The following is a 15,540-nucleotide window of genomic DNA, read 5'->3' on the forward strand; positions in this document are numbered from 1 at the left end:
CTCCGCGCGCAGATTAACGCTTGGCGCCTTTGCGGCGCGTCAGCATGAACCCGCCCCACAGCACTGCAACCCACACCGGCATCAACAGCACCGAAATGCGGATCCCTTCGCTGAAATACATAATCACTAAAATCAGGCCGAGGAACGCCAGGCACAGATAGTTGCCGAACGGATACCACAGCGCCTTAAAGCTCGGAATAACGCCCTGACGGTTCTTCGCCGCACGGAATCTCAGGTGCGCCAGGCAGATCATCACCCAGTTGATCACCAGGGTGGACACCACCAGCGCCATCAGCAGCTCAAACGCCTTGCCGGGCATCAGATAGTTGATCAACACGCCGATCGAGGTAATCAGCGCCGACAGTGCGATGGACAGCACCGGCACGCCGCGCTTGTTGACGCGCGTCAGCGCTTTCGGCGCATTGCCCTGGCTGGCCAGCCCGAACAACATGCGGCTGTTGGCGTAAACGCCGCTGTTGTAGACCGACAATGCGGCGGTCAGCACCACCACGTTGAGCACCGTCGCCACCAGATTGCTGTTCAGCGCATGGAAGATCAGCACGAACGGGCTGCCGCCCTCCACCACTTGCCCCCACGGATAAAGCGAGAGCAGTACGGTCAGCGAACCGATATAGAAAATCAGAATGCGGTACACCACCTGATTGGTCGCTTTAGGAATGCTGCGACGCGGATCGGCGGCTTCCGCCGCGGTGATGCCCACCATCTCCAGCCCGCCGAACGAGAACATGATCACCGCCATCGCCATCACCAGCCCCGAGAAGCCGTGCGGCATAAAGCCGCCCTGCTGCCACAGGTTGGTGATGCTGGCCTGCGGCCCGCCGTTGCCGCTGGCCAACAGCCAGGCGCCAAACACGATCATGCCGACAATCGCCACCACCTTGATGATGGCGAACCAAAACTCGGTTTCGCCGTACAGGCGCACGTTCACCAGGTTGATCAGATTGATCAACACAAAGAACAGCGCGGCGGACGCCCAGGTGGGGATCTCTGGCCACCAGTACTGAATGTAGATGCCGACGGCGGTCAATTCCGCCATGCCGACCAGAATGAACATCGCCCAGTAGTTCCAGCCGGAAAGGAAACCGGCGAAATCACCCCAATATTTATAGGCAAAGTGACTGAAAGATCCGGCGACCGGCTCCTCCACCACCATTTCGCCCAGCTGGCGCATGATCAAAAACGCGATAAAACCGCCGATGGCGTAGCCCAACAGCACGGCGGGGCCGGCCATTTTAATGGTTTGCGCAATGCCGAGAAATAAACCGGTGCCGATGGCGCCCCCGAGGGCAATAAGCTGTATGTGTCTGTTTTTTAATCCGCGTTTTAGCGGGGTATCCTGATGCTGACCGCCCATCTTATCCTCATATGGCGTACCTCCTTGCCGTTATCGGCCAAGATTTCACCAATCAATAAATGTATCTGCGGGCGGCTTTTTAACACTTAACCACGTGAGCATCAAGGAGTAGCGCCCCGAGACGGCAGACCGGAGCGCGATTTTTTAACCGAGGGAGAGCGGGTAACGACGGCGTTCAGCCAGGCATACCGCACAGTTTGGTCAGGTTGCGCGCGCCGATCATCAGCGTGGCGACATAAGATTGGCGACGCGTAACCACTTCCACCGCCACGCGATCGTTTTGATATTTTATCAGATAGGTCGAGGGCCAGCCCTGACGGCGCTGGCCGAAGCTTTCGGCATGACGATCGATCGCCGCATGGGCAATCACCAGATGAGACAAGTTTTTATCACCTTTGATAATGCGCTTCATAAACAGCCTCCGCCAACGACAGCTCTGTTATTAGAAAAAGGAGAAACTCTTACCAATCACCGGTATTTTTGCGAATCAGTTAGCCTGTCGGCTCATCAGAAAACAGATCATCGCCGCGCGCAGCGGGCTGGCGCTGTCGGCCTGCCATTCACCGCCCTGGGTGCTCATGCGCGCCTGCCACTGTGGGCTGTCGCTGTGGTTGTCGGGGTTCAGACTGATTTTGTTGGCGCAAATGATCGGCCAGGCGTCGGAGGGATTCTTGCAGTAATCTTTACCTTTCACGCCGCCGTAGGGATACCACTTGTCCGGGTTCTCCCCGGTCAGCAGCGCAATGCTGCGGTTCACTTCGGCATCGCTTTCTTCGTACCATTTAATCATCGGCTTTATCCATCTTTTGTAAGGTTCGCGCTACATTACGATGTCTGTAAGACAGTTTTATGACAGCGTCGCCGGTTTTCACATTATCTGCACTAATGTTTCGCCCCCTTTAACTTTTCTCCCCTTCTGCGTACACTTTTCGTCTGTTTAGCGCCCAGGAAACGCACGCATGTTGACCGGTCTCAACCATCTGACGCTCGCCGTCAGCGATCTCGATCGCAGCTTCGATTTTTACCGCCATCTGTTGGGGTTCACCCCTCACGCCCGCTGGCAAGGCGGCGCCTATCTGTCGTTGGGGGCGTTGTGGCTGTGCCTGTCATTGGATGAGGCGCGCACGCAACCACGGGCGCGTGATTACACCCATTACGCCTTCAGCGTCGCGCCGGAACACATTGAACGGGTCAGCGAGCGGCTGCGCCACAGCGGCGCAGAAGAGTGGAAAAGCAATCGCAGCGAGGGCGAGTCGCTCTATTTTCTCGATCCTGATGGGCATCAGTTGGAGATCCATGCCGGCGATCTGGCCAGCCGCCTGGCGGCATGCCGGGAAAAACCGTATCAGGGCATGGTATTTTACTGAAGCGCCCCGGCGGCGCAGCGCCGGCCGGAGCAGGGTGTTCAACGTTCGGGGATAAAACCTTTAAAATCCAGCGCGGGGCTGAGATCGTCGTCATCAGCATCGCCGCCGTCGGCGCGAGCGCTGTGCGCCAAACGCTTCAACAGCGCCGTTTGTTGACGTTGCTGCTCGGCAATTTCCTGCAGCAGGCGAATCTGCTCATTGGCGCGCACGCTGGCGCGGTTCACCAGGAACCAAACCCAGAGCCCCACCAGCAACGCCACGGCGGCGAGAGCCAACGACAACAGGCCGTTCTGGCCAAAACCTAAATCGTACATGGACAACCCTATCTACTGCGAAATTCAGGCCGCCATCTTAACACTCGCGGCGGCCGGGCGAACATCCCTGCCAAAAATTGCTTACCAGGGTACGAAGCGCGTCACCGAACAGATGCCCAGCGCAAAATTTCCACCATCGTCGCAATAGCTGTCCAGCGCCAACAGGTAGAAAAACAGGCAGGCAGCGACGGCCGTCATTATCACGAGGATTTTTTTTCGCAACAAATTTAGCAGCCTCATTGTTATCAGGATGGTCTATCGCGCATGTTATCACAGCAAAGTTAAACGAAGTTTAACTTGTCGTTTAGATTTCTGGCTATCGCCCGGTTTTCAGACTGTTACCCTTGCCCTCGCGCTGGCGCCGTGGCTAGATGAACCCTCAGGGATAACGAGGAAACGCAATGAGCAGACTGATTAAGTGGGTACTGGTATTGGCGGTCATTTACGGCGGCTTTTTGATTTCGGGCTACGGCGTGCTGATCGGCAGCAACAAGAACGTCGGCGGATTGGGATTGCAGTGCAAATACCTGACGGCGCGCAACGTGGCGATCGCCCAGTACGTCAATGGCGACAACGGTTTCATCGGCGTGACCGACTGCCCGCTGTTCAAGAAAATCGAAACGGTGGTGGATTAACCGCCACCGCCCGACGCCGTCGCTCTGCGGCGGCTCCGCCTCAATCGCGGGTAAACTTCAACTCGATCAGCGCAATCGCCTTGTCAATCGCTCTGCGGGTCACCGGATCGGCGCCGGCGGGATGCGTGGAGAAATCGATGCTTTTGAGCTGGCCCGCCATCTTGTCGCGCACTTCGGTCGGCGCAATCACGTCGATAACGTCCAGAATCTGTTTAATGACCAGTTGGCAAGCGACCAGATCGGAAGCCAATTCCTGCTCGTTGCTCAGCATGTCAGACATAATAACTTTCCCTCTTGATTCAAACGCCGCACAGAATAGCATGCCGCCAGCGCCATTGCCCGCCCTCCCCGCCTTTTTCCCCATTCTGCGCACCGCCGGGCAAAAGCCCGCGGCAGATTAGCCTATACTTGCAGCATGACGGTGATAAAAACATCCGTAACCTAAGCCACAACCAACAGGAGATAGTTATGGCGAATCACAATGTGAAATCCTGGGCAACAGTGCGTGAAACTTCGGTGGAAATTGCCGAAGCTATTTTTGAACTGGCAGGGAACGATGAAGTGTTGGCGCAGAAGATCTGGGAAGAAGGCAGCGATGAAGCGCTGGAAAAGGCTTTTGCCAAAACCACCGCAGACCAGCTTTATTGGGGAGAGGAAACCGTCGAGCGTAAAAACGTTTAAGCCGCCAGGCAACAAAAAGCCCGGGTTTCTGGCCCAGGCTTTCCCGATTAGCGCTCACCCCGCTCAGCGGCGTGCATCTCTGCTTGCTCTCACGGTTCTTCACCTCCCACACCTTCCGCATTTTTCATGCTCATCACCGGCGTCGCCATAAAAGCGCCGACGCCCACGATTACAACCAGAGTAATAATCACTGTCATTAACATGCGATCACCCCATCAACGTTGAGTTGTTACGGCTGACTCTGTTTTGGCGGTTCTTGCTGCGGTCTGCTCCGCGTCACCCACCGCGGCGGCGACAGTCTCAGATTAGCCGTTTTTCCTTTCGGCTGACAAGCGGCGGTTCAACGGTTTTTCCGAATCATGCCCCGTCATCGGCGGCGTTTTTTGTCCGCGGCGGCAAGTTGTGTATACTTCACCGCTATGTAGATCTCACACTGACGCACTGATGATACAAGAACACCATCTCTCATTGGTCTGCGCCCTCAGCAAATGGGTCGAAACTCACCTCGGACGAGTGATCCATCTCGAAGAGCTGGCCGAGTACTCCGGCTACTCGCTGTGGCACATGCAGAAGCTGTTCAAAGAAGCGACAGGGATTTCGCTGGGCAAATACATTCGTGAACGCCGTCTGGCCGGCGCGGTCTATCAACTGCGCAGCAGTGAAGCGTCGATTTTCGATATCGCCCTGGACTTTGGCTTCGGCTCACAGTCCCACTTCACCTACATGTTCAGAAAGCGTTTTAATATCACGCCTTACGATTTCCGCCAGGATCTGAGCGTCGATCTGCACATCGATCCGCCGCTGCACGTCATTCACCAAAAATCCGCCTGATTTTCGCCCGCCGTCAACCGGCGGGTTAACGCGCGCCCCAGACCGCCAGCAGCGCGATCGCGGCCGGCAACGCCTGCACCCACAGGATCTTGCGGCTGGCGGTCAGCCCGCCGAACACGCCGGCCGCCAGCACGCAGCCGAGAAAGAACAGCTGCAGCGCCACATCTTCACGCCAATAGCCCCATACCAAGCCCAGCGCCAGAAAACCGTTATACAGCCCCTGGTTGGCGGCCAAGACCCGCGTGGCTGCGGCGAACTCCGCCGTCGTCCCGAATGCTCGCCTGCCGATCGGCGCGCGCCACAGGAACATTTCCAATACCAGGATATAAAGGTGGAGCGCCGCGATAAGCAGCAGAACAATGTCGGCAATGAGCTTCATGATTATCCAAATAGCGAAATGGGGATGCCGTCAAGTATAAGTGATGAGTGAATATCGCTCACCATCCAAGATAAAAAAACCCGCCGAAGCGGGTTTATGCAGGAGTCATTTTTTGAGGTTAGTGTAATACGGCAACCAACAATGCCGCGACAGAGACCCAAAACAGCGCCGTGGCAACCACGACATGGGACAGTCTTGCACGATAAAGAACTTGGCTCATAATGACCTCACTGACATCAGACTAACGGGAGACAACCTGACTTCCTGAGGATTATCCTAATCTTCTTCCGTTTATCATTATATGCGTCAGATCACTATTTCGTTGAGAAACTTTATATTGTCGTGAAGCTGGAGCCGCGATCACATTTATTGCGCGTTATTAGAGCGAAATAAGTCGAATAATCTCGGCGATTATATCCTAACGCTATCAAACACCGCTCCACGGCAGGCGTGGCGCGGCCATGCGCTCACCGGAATAACCGCTGACCGCCGGAAAACGATCCGTTTCCTGCTCCCACTCGCGCTGAGCCTGAATAATTTCCGCTTTGGTATGGCCAACGAAGTTCCACCAGATAAGGATCTCTTCATTTAACGGCGCTCCACCGATTAATAATCCCCGGCTGCCCTTCTCTGCATTTAACTCAATAGAGTTATTACCCATGCCTAAATAGGCGAATGCGTCAGGTGAAAATGTTTCACCATTAAGTTCAAATGCACCAATCAGGGGCAAAAAGCCGATTTCATAATCATCGCGCAGCGGCAATTGCGCCGTCGCCGCCTCTAGCCATTCCATATCAATGGCGATTAATGGCGAAAGAGTAAACACCGGTGAACGATAAGCGCCAAATTCCCCGACCAGCAAACGGTGATTCACGCCGTTATTCCGCCACTGCGGCAAATCGGGATAATGATCGAATCGCGGCGCCATGTCGGCATATTCGGCCGGCAACGCAATCCACAATTGTGCGGCGTGCAGTCGTCGGTCCTCGCCCACCGACTGTTCCGTATGCGCGATGCCGTGCCCTGCGGTCATCAGATTGACCTGCCCCGGACGGATCAACTGTTCGCTGCCGAGGCTATCGCGGTGCAGCACCTCACCCTCGATCATCCAGGTAAAGGTTTGCAGACCGGTGTGCGGATGCGGCCCTACGTCCATGCCGGGCGCGGTGCCGTTGAATACCGTCGGACCGGCGTGATCGAGAAAACACCAGGCGCCGACGGTGCGCCGCTCCCGGGTTGGCAACGCGCGGTTGATAGGAATGCCGCCCACTTCAGCATTGCGCACTGCAATGCGCTGGATCTGGCGCGCGCCGTCAACGACAGGGCACTCGCGTGAGGGTGAAAAACGCGCAGGACGTGACTGACTCATCGCAAAGACCTCCTGAATGGCGCCGATTCGCCAAGGATAATCGCCCCAGCTTAGCACAGGACAACGCCCCCTGGAGAGCGACGACGCTCAGCCGCGCTCACGCGGATTAAGGTGTTTTGATGTAGCAGCTTTTAATATCGATATCGTCGTGGGCATGCCTGAGATCGGAGAAATAAGTCACTCCGAAGAGAATCGACACGACCAGCAGTACAGAAACCAACAGGCCGATAATCGCCAACAGTTTGGTTTCATCGTGGAGATTGGGCTCCATTTTCTCTCCCCTAGTTAATGACGTCAGGTCAGCCACAACGTGACCGCCAACGTAAAAATGATCAGTGAGCAGGACGCAATCGCCAAAACGACGATCGCAAATTGCGCATCACCCAAGGTTTCTCTGTAGTTTTTATCCGTCAAGGCGTTACGCTGCTGTTTCACTAAATCGGCTTTCACTCGTTCAACTGCTGCATTGCTGTTTGATGGGGCAAGACACCCCCTCAGAATGGGGGAGCGAAATCCCCCTTCGGCTGCTCAGTCCGCAACCGGGCCATGACGCTACCAACTTTCCCCCCCAGGGTCAACACCGCCGCCGCGGGCCGGCGAGCGCAGGCACACGGTATGTGTAACTTTTATTTAGAGGGAAGGGAAATAAGAGATGCTTATAGCGGAAGCAAAAAAAGCCCGGCACATCGCCGGGCCAGGGGAGACAGAGGCGTTATTGCGGGATACGCAGCACCTGTCCCGGATAGATCTTGTCCGGGCTCGACAGCATCGGCTTGTTGGCTTCGAAAATTTTATTGTAGAGATTGGCGTTACCGTACATCTCTTTGGAGATTGCGCTCAGCGTATCGCCCTTCTTCACGGTATAGAAGCGGCTCTCGGCGTCGGATTGCGCTACCGCCACCTTGTCTTCCACACCGCTGATGCCCGCTACGTTGCCGATAGCCACCAGAATCTTCTCTTTCAGCTCCTGGCTGACGGCATCGCCGGTCACCACCGCTTTCCCATCGACCACCTGCACATTGACTTTGTCGGTGCCCGGCAGGCCGCTCTTATCGAGATGCTCCTTGAGTTTGGCGCTTTGATCTTCGGCGGAGGCATTGCCGGTGACTGTGTCCCACAGTTTTTCGCCCGCTTCTTTGACAAAGTTAAACAAGCCCATATTCACTCCTTTTGATGGTTGCACTAATGCGTTGATGTAAGGCTTGTTAAGCTTAGCATCGTCAAAAGGATCTGCCATCCGCTCTCGCCCCCAGAAACGGCTGGAGAATTCCGAAAGTGCCGTCTGCGGCGCCTCGTTGGCGTTTTATCGCGCAATGATGCTGAAAAATCGCGCTTTTTTACCTACACTGTTGCAGACAAGGCGGCTCGACGAAGGAGGCTGCAAGATGTACGCATTGGTGATGTTTGTCTGTTATCTGGATGGCGGCTGCAGTGAAATGGTGGTAGACATATTGCGCGACGAACCGCAATGCCTGGTGGCGATGAAGGAACAGAACCTGCGTCACGCCGGCTGTTATCCCATGGAAGAATTTATTGACGGCTTCTGGTTGCCGGCCAGCGAATACTCGGATTTTTGATCCCCTCCCCGCCTGATGCTGAGGAATTTCTGATTTCATCGGAAACTGCATCTTCCTCCGAGGCACAAGGCCGCTGTTTTGTTAAATTGCGGCTCCCGAAGAAGAAAGACAGAGAAAGGTCATGTCAGCATCGGCTCATTCCAACGAGCAATATGAAATTCTGCTGCGCAACGTCAGCCTGGCGTTAGGCGACGCAGTGTTGCAGTTAATCAAAAACCATAAAAAGGTATCCGGCGGCAATATTCTTTCGCAGCTGGTGACAGAGATAGAGCGAGAGCAGGATCAGCAGCGGTTTGCCGCGCTGCGTTCGGCCATCGAGCTGGTGGGGTTGGCGCCAAAAGGCTGAGCGCGCGATACAAACGAAGGCAGGGCTTGCGCCCTGCCTGATTACCGATCCCGACACAGGATGAGGGTAATGGAATTGCAGCTTAGAAGCGGTAGGTCAGGTTGACGGCAACGATGTCGTCAGTGCTCAGCTTCAGTTTGTTGTCGTCGTTCAACTGGTTGATCTTGTAGTCGACGTAGGTGTACATGTTTTTGTTGAAGTAGTAAGTCGCGCCCACTTCCACGTATTTCACCAGATCGACGTCGCCAATCCCTTCAATATCCTTGCCTTTTGACTGCACGTAGGCCAGAGACGGACGCAGACCGTTTTCGAACTGGTACTGGGCCACCACTTCGAAGTTCTGCGTTTTGTTGGCGAAGCCGGAGACGCCATTGCCGCTGATCGGCGTCATGTTGCGGGTATCGGCATACATGGCTGCCAGATAGACCTGGTTGGCGTCATATTTGATTGCGGTGGTCCAGGCAGTGGCCTTGTCGCCTTTACCGTACTGCAACGCTTTCTGAGCGCTGGTACGGTTGGAATCGGAGAACGCCGCCGCAACGCCGATGCCGGTGCCGCCGATGTCCTGATAGTCCAGAGACATGCCGTAACCGTCGCCGTTTTGCTTGGTCACGCTGCGGCCGTCACCGTCGTTTTTACCCTGGTACTGCAACGCCAGATTCAGGCCTTCCACCAAACCGAAGAAGTCACGGTTGCGGTAGGTCGCCAGGCCGTTGGAGCGCGCGGTCATGTAGTTGTCGGTGTAGCTGTAGGAGTCGCCGCCGAATTCCGGCAGCATGTCGGTATAAGCTTCGGCGTCGTACACCACGCCGTAGTTACGGCCGTAGTCGAACGAGCCATAGTTGGCGAACTTCAGGCCGGCGAAGCCCAGACGGGTTTTGGTGCCGGTGGTGCCCTGCGCTTCATCGTGGTTGGCCTGAACGTTGTATTCCCACTGGCCGTAACCGGTCAGCTGATCGTTGATCTGGGTTTCGCCTTTAAAGCCCAGACGAACATACGTTTTATCTCCGTCTTCACTTTTATCTTTACTGAAAACGTGTTTGGCCGAAACGCGGCCGTACAGGTCGAGTTTATTGCCATCTTTATTGTAGATTTCAGCCGCGTTGGCGAAGGAGGTGACCGCCCCGAGGGCGACAGCTAAGGCTAATACACTGCGTTTCATCATTTATTTTCCTAGATATTATAATTAAAACCCTGCCCGTCACGCCCAATTTATAATTTGGGCTGTGATTTTATCTTTTGGTATTTTATGAGCTCCCCTAATGCTGGGGTGATGTGACATTAGCATCATGAATCAAAACTTAAAATCAAAAAGTTCATGAAACAACGAGGAGAAAGCATGTTTATTTGTAACCATATATTTCAAAAAAGAGAATGCATAACCCATTGAATATAAGAAATTTTTACCACATAACTTATAACCAAAACGGTGCAACGCACCAATTTAGTGCATTTTGGTTTCGTTTTGCGTGCTTTCTGCGCGATTCAAAAGTAACAACAAGATTAGCATGGTTATTAAAAACGTTACTTATTTCACATTTTTATCTTAACAAAGTCACCAGGCAATTAAGGCTTTCCGATAACGGCTGAACACGGCCTTTATTCATTCACGTAAAGAAATCCCTATGGGACGAATAAAATTCGATTTATGGCCATTTAAATAGCGGGAAATAGCAGATTAAAATAATGAAAGGAATAAACGGCAGCGCGCTGACGGCGCCGCCGAGGATAAATCAATACAACGTAGAACGGGAAACTTCGCTCAACAGCATGCCGGCGCGCAGGCCCAGCGCCACAGTGGGGTTAGGAAACAGTATCCACGCGCCCTCTTCGCCAACGCGATACTCCTCCTGCGGCTGCTCGCACAGCAACATCCCCGGTTTCAACTCAGTGAAGTTGGCGGTGTCATCATCCAGATGCAGCTTGAAATCCTCGCTGTGTTTGATCAACGAGTGCATCACACGGAATACCCGGATCGCCTCGCCCGCGCGCTCCGGCAACGGCCCCTCGCTGACCGCCGCCCGCAGAGCGCGATCGATGGCGGCGAACTGCTGCAGATCGTTGCTGCCGAACGGCCGCGCCTTGCCCAGCTCGAGCGTACAGCTCGCCGCATTGAGATGCTCGCTGGAATAGTGGCTGAAAGTCCCGCCCGGCGCACTGTGTACCACCAGCGCATCCAGATCGGCGGCATCCAGCAGCTTTAGCATCGGTTCGCTGTACGGGCGCTTCTGGAAGGGCAAAATGCCAAAGCGCGGCAAATGCGACTCGCGAATGGCGGTGTGCAGATCGTAATGGAAACGCGCCGCCTGTTCGCCATCAAAAAAAGCGGCGAGCGTGCGCTCCAACTGCTGGGCGCGCGCGGTTTCCCCGCTGGCGGCGAAGTTGCGGTAGCGGCCGCCGAACATGCGGTTCATGTCGCTGTGCAGATAGCGCTTGCCCGCCCGCATCGCCGCCGGGTTGCCCAGCACCACCAACAGCCGCACCGCCAGCGGCAAGCGGCCGCTCAACAGATCGCCGATTAACTGATTGAGCAGTTCAATCGGCGCGGTTTCGTTGCCGTGTACGCCCGCCGACACCACCAACGCCTGGCGATAACGCTGCCGCGGCGTGAGCTCCAACACCCCTTCCCCCAGCCAACGCCAGCGCAGCTGCGGCGTTTCGCCCTGCCATTCGGCGGGTTCTTTCCCCTCCAGCGTCAGGGGCAGTAGATCGATCATGCAGCCTCCCTTATCGTTGGAACGGATAGATGGACCCGAGACCGAGGATCGACGTCAGCGAATCCAACGCCTCGCGCCCTTCGCGCAGCAGCAGCGGATCGGCCAGGTCATCCTGCGTCAGGCGATCGCGGTAATGACGATCCACCCATTCGTTCAGCGTCGCGAACAGCCGATCGTTCATCATGACGCGTGGATTCACCGCCCGCAGCTCTTGATCGTTGAGCGCCACCCGCAGCCTCAGGCAGGCCGGGCCGCCGCCGTTGCGCATGCTTTCGCGCAGATCGAACACGCGGATTTCATCAATCGGGCCGCCGCTGCCGACCATCTCGTTCAGATAACGCCACACGCCGGCATGCTGGCGCGACTCTTCCGGCACCACGATCATCATCTTGCCGTTCGGCTTGGTGAGAATTTGGCTGTTGAACAGATAAGTCGCCACCGCGTCCGCCACCGAGACGCGCTCCGTCGGCACTTCGATCGCCACCAGTTCGCTGTCCAGCGTCGCCATCTTGCGGCGCACTTCATCCAGCGCCTGTTGCTGGCGGTAAAACGCCTGCTGGTGGTGGAACAGCACGTTCTGGTTGCTGACCGCAATCACGTCGTTATGGAACACGCCCTGGTCGATCACCGCCGGATTTTGCTGCACGAAGACCGTATGCTGCTCGTCCAATTGGTGCAGCCGAGCGATCGCCTCACCGGCTTCGCGCGTCTGGCGCGCAGGATAACGCGCCGGCGCCGTTTCGCCGCCAAACTCCTGGCGACCGTAAACGAACACCTGCACGCTGCGCCTGGCATAATCGCCGCCCAGCCGGTTATGGTTGGCCGCCCCTTCGTCCCCGAACAACGCCACCTGCGGCAGCGCTTCATGGTGGGCGAAATGCCGGTCGTCGTTAAACATCGCCCGCAAAACGTCGGTGGTCGTTTCCGCTTCAATGGCGCGGTGGAATTTATTGTTCAGGTTGGCGGCGGTGAAATGCACCTTGCCGTCTGCACTGTCCGCCGAGGGGGACACCGTGGCCGCATTGGCGGTCCACATGCAGGACGCCGAACTGAGCGCCGACAGCAAACGCGGCGATTGACGCATCGCCTGCGCCAGCACCGCCTCATCGCTGCCGCTGAAACCCAGGCGACGCAACATCGGCAAATGCGGCCGCTCCTGCGGCGGCAATACCCCTTGCTGGAAACCGAGATCGGCCAGCGCCTTCATTTTCAGCAGCCCCTGCTTCGCCGCCAGCTGCGGGTTCGATACGCTGTTTTGATGCTGCGTAGAGGCCTCGTTACCGAACGACAGCCCGGCATAGTGGTGCGTTGGCCCCACCAAACCGTCGAAATTGACTTCATATCCTGACATGGCTATCCCCTGGGGATGGCCTGCGGCGACGCCATGACGCCGCCGCAGACGATTAACGGAACGACAAGCCCGGCGAGAGCGTCGCCGGCAGCGACAGGCTTTCGCTTTCCAGCGACGCCATCGGCCAGGCGCAATAGTCCGCCGCATAGAAGGCGCTTGGGCGATGGTTGCCGGAAGCCCCCACGCCGCCGAACGGCGCCGCGCTGGACGCCCCGGTCAACGGCTTGTTCCAGTTGACGATGCCGGCGCGCGCTTCCAGCAGCAGCCTCTCGAACAGCTCACGCTGCGGCGAGACCAATCCCACCGACAGGCCGTAGCGCGTTTGGTTGGCGAGCCGCAGGGCCTCGTCGAAATCGCGGTAACGCACGATCGTGGTCAACGGCCCGAAGTACTCTTCGTCCGGCACACCGGCCACGCCGGTCAGCTCGATGATGCCCGGGCTGAGCAGCGAACTGCCCGGCTCCAGCAGACGCATGGCCAGCAGCGATTTACCGCCCAGCGCCAGCAAGCGCTGCTGCGCTTTCAGCATGTTTTCCGCCGCGGCCGCCGACACTACGCCGCCCATGAACGGCTGCGGTTCGGCATCCCAACGGCCGACGCGCAGCTCGCCCGCCACCTGAACCAAACGCGCGATAAAGGCGTCGCCTTCCGCCCCCTGCTTAACCAAAATGCGGCGTGAACAGGTGCAGCGTTGGCCGGCGGAGATAAACGCCGACTGGATAGCCAGGTTGACCGCCGCGTCGCGATCCTCGAAACCATCGACGATCAGCGCGTTGTTGCCGCCCATCTCCAGCGCCAGGATCTTCTCCGGCTGCCCCGCCAATTGGCGATGCAGGTGGTAACCGGTGCCGGCGCTGCCGGTGAACAACAGGCCGTCGATATCCGCACTGGCGGCCAGCGCCTCGCCGGTTTCCCGGCCACCCTGCACCAGATTGATCACCCCGTCCGGCAGACCGGCCTTCAGCCACAGCTTCAGGGTCTCCTCGGCGGTCAGCGGCGTCAGCTCGCTCGGCTTGAACACCACGCAGTTTCCGGCCAGCAGCGCCGGCACGATATGGCCGTTCGGCAGATGGCCGGGGAAGTTGTAAGGCCCGAACACCGCCAGCACGCCGTGCGGGCGATGGCGCAGCACCGAAGCGCCGTCGGCCATCGCCGTCTGGCTAAAGCCGGTGCGCGCCTGATAGGCCTGCAGTGAAATGCCCACCTTGCCGATCATCGCCTGAATTTCGGTCAGGGTTTCCCAGCGCGGTTTGCCGGTCTCGCGGCTGATGGTTTCCGCCAGCGACTGTTTATGTTCTTCCAGCAAAGCGGCGAAGCGTTTCACCAGCTGTTCACGCTGCTCGAACGGCGTACGCGCCCAGCCGGGGAATGCGGCGCGCGCGGCTTCGCAGGCGGCGGCGACGTCATCGGCGTCGGCGGCGTTGGCGCGCCACAGCGGCTGATTGCCGACCGGATCGGCCTTGCCGAACCCCGCGCCGCGGCCCTGCCGCCAGACGCCGTTAATCAACAGTGCAGGATGGGACATCATGCTTTCTCCTGTGCAATAAGGGGGAGTACCCGCACCGGGCTGCCCTGCTCGACGCCGAGCGCCGCAGCGGTGGCGGCGTTGATATGCAGGCGGTCGTCATACAGATCGGCATTGACCAACAGTGCGCGGTAATTCTGATAGTTGTCGTTGGCGACCAGATGGACCGGCGCATCGGCGCGCATCGGCGTGTCATCCAGCACCACTTTGACCAGGCGGCTCTGCTTCACCGCACGGATGTGGTCGATTTCGGCTTCCAGCGTCGGGCCACCGTCGAAGATATCGACGTAGCCCTGATAACTCAGGCCTTCCGCCTCCAGCAGGCGGCGCGCCGGCAGGGTTTGCGGGTGCACTTCACCGATCACCTTCTGCGCGTCTTCGGCCAGGAAATCGACATACAGCGGATGTTTCGGCATCAGTTCGGCGATAAACGCTTTTTGTCCGGTGCCGCTCAGGTAGTCCGCCTTGGCGAACTCGATGGAGAAGAAACGGTGGCCGACGCTCTCCCAGAACGGCGAACGGCCGTTTTCATCGGAGAAACCGCGCATCTCGGCGATCAGACGGCGGGAGAAGCGTTCACGGAACGCGGCGATAAACAGGAAACGCACCTTCGACAGCAGCTTGCCGTTCTCGCCGTGACGATAGTCCGGATCGAGGAACAGCGTGCACAGTTCCGAATGCCCGGTATGGTCGTTGCTGAGGAACAGCGTCGGCACCGATTTATAGACGTTCAGCTGTTTGGAAGCGTGCACCTGCGTGCCGACGCGGAAGCTGTACCAGGGTTCCGCCAGGCCGACGGCCACTTCGATCGCGCAGACCCCCACCGCCTGCCGGCGCTCGCTGTCTTCCAACACGAACAAATAACACTGGTCACTTTGCGGAAGTTCGCCTTGCCAGGTTTTTAACGCCCGCTCAATGCGTGCCGACAGGGTATCTTCATTTTGCGGCAGCGACGTGAGACCGATACCGGATTTGCCGGCAAGCGTCAGCAAATCCGCCAAATCGCGGCGCTCTATAGGGCGAATAATCATCATAATGCGAACCTCTTCTGAATCAGGCTGCGCCGATGAAGG

The 15,540-nt window shown here is 57.3% G+C and carries 22 protein-coding genes; 6 read left to right on the forward strand and 16 right to left on the reverse strand.

What is annotated here, in order from left to right; all coding sequences use genetic code 11:
- Positions 1–13 precede the first annotated feature (13 nt).
- The 3 genes from ACORQT_RS14060 to ACORQT_RS14070 form a co-directional block, all read right to left on the reverse strand.
- On the reverse strand, positions 14–1,375 hold the full coding sequence (locus ACORQT_RS14060; protein WP_164057340.1) for an amino acid permease: 1,362 nt from the start codon (positions 1,373–1,375) through the stop codon (positions 14–16).
- Positions 1,376–1,550: 175 nt separating this feature from the next.
- Positions 1,551–1,787 carry a DUF4060 family protein gene (locus ACORQT_RS14065; protein ID WP_025303167.1) on the reverse strand — a complete coding sequence of 79 codons (237 nt, stop codon included), beginning with the start codon at positions 1,785–1,787 and terminating at the stop codon, positions 1,551–1,553.
- Between the two features lie 75 nt (positions 1,788–1,862).
- The gene (locus tag ACORQT_RS14070) at positions 1,863–2,165 is read right to left on the reverse strand and encodes a phage protein NinX family protein (protein WP_033643391.1); all 303 of its coding nucleotides are present in this window, start codon (positions 2,163–2,165) and stop codon (positions 1,863–1,865) included.
- Positions 2,166–2,334: 169 nt separating this feature from the next.
- Here ACORQT_RS14070 and fos point away from each other — a divergent pair, with 169 nt between their 5' ends.
- A complete protein-coding gene (gene fos / locus ACORQT_RS14075) occupies positions 2,335–2,742 on the forward strand; it encodes a fosfomycin resistance glutathione transferase (protein WP_042784759.1) in 408 nt (135 codons plus the stop codon).
- Between the two features lie 38 nt (positions 2,743–2,780).
- Here fos and ACORQT_RS14080 read toward each other — a convergent pair whose 3' ends face one another.
- Positions 2,781–3,056 (reverse strand): YebO family protein, encoded by a 276-nt coding sequence (locus tag ACORQT_RS14080; RefSeq protein ID WP_033643394.1) that lies wholly within the window; start codon positions 3,054–3,056, stop codon positions 2,781–2,783.
- Between the two features lie 81 nt (positions 3,057–3,137).
- Positions 3,138–3,296: a PhoP/PhoQ regulator MgrB gene (locus ACORQT_RS14085; protein WP_004927688.1), complete on the reverse strand. Its 159-nt coding sequence runs from the start codon at positions 3,294–3,296 to the stop codon at positions 3,138–3,140.
- Positions 3,297–3,457: 161 nt separating this feature from the next.
- Here ACORQT_RS14085 and ACORQT_RS14090 point away from each other — a divergent pair, with 161 nt between their 5' ends.
- Positions 3,458–3,691, forward strand: a complete 234-nt coding sequence (locus ACORQT_RS14090) for a YobH family protein (RefSeq protein WP_033643398.1) — start codon at positions 3,458–3,460, stop codon at positions 3,689–3,691.
- Positions 3,692–3,731: 40 nt separating this feature from the next.
- Here the strand turns inward: ACORQT_RS14090 and ACORQT_RS14095 are convergent, their stop codons facing one another.
- Complete coding sequence (locus ACORQT_RS14095; protein ID WP_033643399.1) at positions 3,732–3,971, reverse strand: DUF2766 family protein; 240 nt, start codon at positions 3,969–3,971, stop codon at positions 3,732–3,734.
- Positions 3,972–4,159: 188 nt separating this feature from the next.
- On the opposite strand from ACORQT_RS14095, the gene ACORQT_RS14100 reads away from it, so the two are divergent.
- Together ACORQT_RS14100 and ACORQT_RS14105 are read left to right on the forward strand one after the other, a co-directional pair.
- On the forward strand, positions 4,160–4,372 hold the full coding sequence (locus ACORQT_RS14100; RefSeq protein ID WP_004927694.1) for a YccJ family protein: 213 nt from the start codon (positions 4,160–4,162) through the stop codon (positions 4,370–4,372).
- 444 nt (positions 4,373–4,816) lie between these two features.
- Positions 4,817–5,203 carry a helix-turn-helix domain-containing protein gene (locus ACORQT_RS14105; RefSeq protein ID WP_004927697.1) on the forward strand — a complete coding sequence of 129 codons (387 nt, stop codon included), beginning with the start codon at positions 4,817–4,819 and terminating at the stop codon, positions 5,201–5,203.
- Between the two features lie 25 nt (positions 5,204–5,228).
- Here the strand turns inward: ACORQT_RS14105 and ACORQT_RS14110 are convergent, their stop codons facing one another.
- The 5 genes from ACORQT_RS14110 to lysM form a co-directional block, all read right to left on the reverse strand.
- Positions 5,229–5,582 carry a DUF1304 domain-containing protein gene (locus ACORQT_RS14110; RefSeq protein ID WP_046687262.1) on the reverse strand — a complete coding sequence of 118 codons (354 nt, stop codon included), beginning with the start codon at positions 5,580–5,582 and terminating at the stop codon, positions 5,229–5,231.
- Between the two features lie 427 nt (positions 5,583–6,009).
- Positions 6,010–6,951 carry a pirin family protein gene (locus ACORQT_RS14115; protein ID WP_164057364.1) on the reverse strand — a complete coding sequence of 314 codons (942 nt, stop codon included), beginning with the start codon at positions 6,949–6,951 and terminating at the stop codon, positions 6,010–6,012.
- A gap of 106 nt (positions 6,952–7,057) precedes the next feature.
- Complete coding sequence (locus ACORQT_RS14120) at positions 7,058–7,222, reverse strand: hypothetical protein (RefSeq protein WP_162837199.1); 165 nt, start codon at positions 7,220–7,222, stop codon at positions 7,058–7,060.
- 23 nt (positions 7,223–7,245) lie between these two features.
- A complete protein-coding gene (locus ACORQT_RS14125) occupies positions 7,246–7,401 on the reverse strand; it encodes a hypothetical protein (protein ID WP_162882310.1) in 156 nt (51 codons plus the stop codon).
- Positions 7,402–7,663: 262 nt separating this feature from the next.
- A complete protein-coding gene (gene lysM / locus ACORQT_RS14130; RefSeq protein ID WP_015378169.1) occupies positions 7,664–8,110 on the reverse strand; it encodes a peptidoglycan-binding protein LysM in 447 nt (148 codons plus the stop codon).
- A 226-nt stretch (positions 8,111–8,336) separates the two neighbouring features.
- Between lysM and ACORQT_RS14135 the strand changes: the two genes are divergently transcribed.
- Together ACORQT_RS14135 and ACORQT_RS14140 are read left to right on the forward strand one after the other, a co-directional pair.
- The gene (locus ACORQT_RS14135) at positions 8,337–8,528 is read left to right on the forward strand and encodes a YebW family protein (RefSeq protein WP_004934567.1); all 192 of its coding nucleotides are present in this window, start codon (positions 8,337–8,339) and stop codon (positions 8,526–8,528) included.
- Between the two features lie 121 nt (positions 8,529–8,649).
- Entirely contained in the window at positions 8,650–8,874 is a 225-nt protein-coding gene (locus tag ACORQT_RS14140) for a biofilm development regulator YmgB/AriR family protein (protein WP_033643403.1), read from the forward strand.
- 82 nt (positions 8,875–8,956) lie between these two features.
- Here the strand turns inward: ACORQT_RS14140 and ompC are convergent, their stop codons facing one another.
- The 5 genes from ompC to astA all read right to left on the reverse strand — a co-directional run bounded on the left by ompC (position 8,957) and on the right by astA (position 15,501).
- Positions 8,957–10,039 (reverse strand): porin OmpC, encoded by a 1,083-nt coding sequence (ompC, locus tag ACORQT_RS14145; protein WP_033650925.1) that lies wholly within the window; start codon positions 10,037–10,039, stop codon positions 8,957–8,959.
- 568 nt (positions 10,040–10,607) lie between these two features.
- Positions 10,608–11,591: a succinylglutamate desuccinylase gene (gene astE, locus ACORQT_RS14150; RefSeq protein WP_042784763.1), complete on the reverse strand. Its 984-nt coding sequence runs from the start codon at positions 11,589–11,591 to the stop codon at positions 10,608–10,610.
- A 10-nt stretch (positions 11,592–11,601) separates the two neighbouring features.
- Positions 11,602–12,942, reverse strand: a complete 1,341-nt coding sequence (gene astB / locus ACORQT_RS14155; RefSeq protein ID WP_033643406.1) for an N-succinylarginine dihydrolase — start codon at positions 12,940–12,942, stop codon at positions 11,602–11,604.
- 52 nt (positions 12,943–12,994) lie between these two features.
- Positions 12,995–14,467, reverse strand: coding sequence for a succinylglutamate-semialdehyde dehydrogenase (gene astD / locus ACORQT_RS14160; protein ID WP_089192614.1), 1,473 nt, complete (start codon positions 14,465–14,467; stop codon positions 12,995–12,997).
- Positions 14,467–15,501 (reverse strand): arginine N-succinyltransferase, encoded by a 1,035-nt coding sequence (astA, locus tag ACORQT_RS14165; RefSeq protein WP_004934585.1) that lies wholly within the window; start codon positions 15,499–15,501, stop codon positions 14,467–14,469. Before astA ends, astD begins: the two co-directional genes overlap by 1 nt.
- Between the last annotated feature and the right edge of the window lie 39 nt (positions 15,502–15,540).

It is taken from the genome of Serratia sp. (in: enterobacteria), from assembly GCF_052400455.1.
Classification (GTDB): domain Bacteria; phylum Pseudomonadota; class Gammaproteobacteria; order Enterobacterales; family Enterobacteriaceae; genus Serratia; species Serratia ureilytica.